The 2,833-nt window shown below is 38.5% G+C and carries 2 protein-coding genes; one reads left to right on the top strand and one right to left on the bottom strand.

Going from position 1 to position 2,833, the window contains the following annotated elements; translation table 11 throughout:
- The first annotated feature begins 128 nt into the window (after positions 1-128).
- The gene (locus DBR11_RS22740) at positions 129-1,067 is read left to right on the top strand and encodes a type VI secretion system baseplate subunit TssG (protein ID WP_108554898.1); all 939 of its coding nucleotides are present in this window, start codon (positions 129-131) and stop codon (positions 1,065-1,067) included.
- A 3-nt stretch (positions 1,068-1,070) separates the two neighbouring features.
- Here DBR11_RS22740 and DBR11_RS29720 read toward each other — a convergent pair.
- Positions 1,071-2,833 (bottom strand): type VI secretion system baseplate subunit TssF (locus DBR11_RS29720; protein ID WP_108554897.1); only part of this gene is annotated, 1,763 nt, incomplete at its 5' end.

Genomic DNA, 2,833 nt, shown 5'->3' with positions numbered 1-2,833 from the left:
ATATAATACCTTAATTTTTTTTCATAAACTGGTACAATTATTAATACAATCTTTACGATTACTGAATGCTTTAAAATAAACACAAATTTTGAATATCTCCCTCTGGGAATAAAGTATAAAATAAATAGATGAAACGAAGATTAGAACTCAGGAATGATTTAAACACAGATTACAAGGCAACAGCTAAAGCCGCGGAATTGATAGAAACGGATGAATTCCAGGCAGATCAGATCTCGGTTATTCCAATAGGCCCTAAAAAACGTGCTTATGCAAAAGAAATCAGTAATTACTCTCTCTATTATTCTGAAAGTAAAAGAAAAGATTGCCTTAATATTGAGGTGAACCGGGAAGGTTTTTATGATATGCTGCCTGAGGGGCTTTTTCATCGGCCACCATCAGGTAGTACGGGTATGAGTGAGGAAGAAATGATTGCCGATGTGCAGGAAAAAAGAGCAGAAGAGAAAGACGCAAGGAGATTCTTTATGCCCTTTGAGGCAGAAATTAACCATTTGAGGATACAGTTTGAGCTGTATGAGAACAGACTGGATAAAAAAACAAGCTATAGTGATCTGACCAGGATCTTTGCTTCTGAATGGAAAGAATTTGAGCTCTTTGATAAAGAACAAGGCATCATATGGATGCACCTTTTGCCCATCATACATCAAAAAAGGAATGATGTAAAATTTTTGGGACAATTGTTAAATCTACTTTTTAAAATCCCCGTCGATATAGTTTACAGTACACCTTGCTTTAAACAAACGGCAGTAGAGGAAGGTATGCAATTTAAACTTGGGCAAGGTGCTCTAGGGATAGACTCCATTATCGGCAGCAGTTTCGATTCCGATGAGGAAGAAGTGACCATCCATATTGGTCCGGCGAGTACCAATAGGTTGGTTTATTTTATGCCGGGCACGGCATATGCCTATCTGATCAATACAGCTGTATCATATTTAATGCCGGCAGAAACGGAAATAAAAATCAACCTGCTCGCCAGCGAAGAGCATAAATTGGGAACGTTGGGTGCCGAAAGCAGCAATTCTTATCTGGGCTACACGGTATATCTTTAATGATCAGTTTAACAAAAGTCGATAATGGATATTCATAATGCTTCTGTTTTCCAGTTTTGATTTGGTCAGGGCAAGGATAGAGTTCCATTCATCATTATTTAAGCCATTTTGTGCTGCTGGTGTAATCATTACATCAGTTGTTTTTACAAAACCTGCTTTTGGGTTTTGTGCGGGCATTAAACCTTTACGGATATCCACCCCTTTGATCTTGTTTCCCAGCTCATAAAAGCAAAAATTAACAATATCAGATTTCGTTACGATCCTGTCACCTGTGGTTAAACCATATTTATAAGCCTGAACCCGGTTTGTAGAGTTTAATCTTGATCTGCCACCAACGCTGTTGCTTAAAAAGTATAGGCTTTCAGGTATAACTTTACTGTTCTCAAAAGCCTGCAAACGGCTTCCAGAGCGGATTTGATTACCAATTTCCGCGTTGGTTGTCCAGAAATCGAGAAACATAATATCTATATCATTTAAAGGTTTAACAATAATGTAATTGAGCATCTCTTTAATATTGCTGAGCTGTGTGCGTGTTTTTTGTTCAATAATAGAGATGTTTTGTTCCAGATCCTTTAAAGAGCTGTTTAGGAAATCAGAACCAAAAGCAGAAAAGGCTGCTTTTTCATCTCGGAGCAGTTCAAAAAGATAATCTACAACTTCCTTCGCATTCCTGGTGTCCAGTCTTTCGGTTCCTCCATAACGGATAGAGTAGGATCCTGTATTGTTTTCCTCATCCTGACTGTGCGGGATTTCCAGATAAGTGTATCCTGTTTTATCGGTGAGCTGGCTGACGGATAAAAACTGGTCATTAGGACCTAATTTAACAGGAATGATATTGGTCATCATTTTTAGCCTGTGTTTAATTTCGTTTGACCTTTTATTCACCACAGGAAAGGCATTGATGGTAATGTGCATTTCTTCCAGCATTTGCTCTGTAATTGCAGCGGGAAACTGGATTTTTAGCCAGATCATAGGTTTCTTAAACAATCCAAGCATGGTGGGTGGAAAGAGTTGTTCAAATTCTTCCGGATAAAGTTTCAGATAATTTTGAGCAGGCAGAAGATCTTCCTGATCGATAGTTAGAAACCTTTTAGAATAGAAGGCATGAACATCTTGTGAAAGCAAATGGAGCACATCTTGTTTTTCAAATGCAGCTTCCCCATGCTTTTGATGATCCAGAAAAAATTTGTTCAGGGAAGTATGTACAGGAAGGTCATTCAATGTCCATTTAGATAGAGAAAGCAAATCATAAGCTTCTTCATTGACTATATAGTTCTTCCAATCGAAATAAAAGCTGATGCCGTCTAGTTTTTCTATACCTGATGCAATCTCCATTCCGACATAAGCCGTGTTGTTTTTTAAATGGCTGCCAGAAAATGTATTTGCAGCGAGTGTTTTGTGGAGATGGCTGTCTAACTGAAATAAATTATGACCACTTGCAAAGAAGGCGACCCCCGCATTATAAACAGTTACAGGTTTAAGGGGACTGAAAAAGACATCAAGTGTGTTTTCTTTGCTATTTTCGGCAGCCTCCTTAAATTTTTTCTTGTAAAAGAACTGGGTCGTGTTTTCTATAACCTCAGTGGGTTCAAAAGGACGCGCGTGTAAAACGGCATGAGCCGGGAGGGCAGAGGTAAGGGTATCTGAGGCCAGAATTCTTGATATTTTATCCAAAATCCTGTTTTCCAGGTTACGGACATCATTGGAAACGTTGAATAATTCCGTACTGAGGGCTTCGATCAGTAATTTAACGAGCGGGTCAAAAT

This window comes from Pedobacter sp. HMWF019 (genome assembly GCF_003061025.1).
GTDB lineage: Bacteria > Bacteroidota > Bacteroidia > Sphingobacteriales > Sphingobacteriaceae > Pedobacter.
Note: the sequence above shows the minus strand (reverse complement) of the source record. Positions and strands in the feature narration are given on the sequence as shown.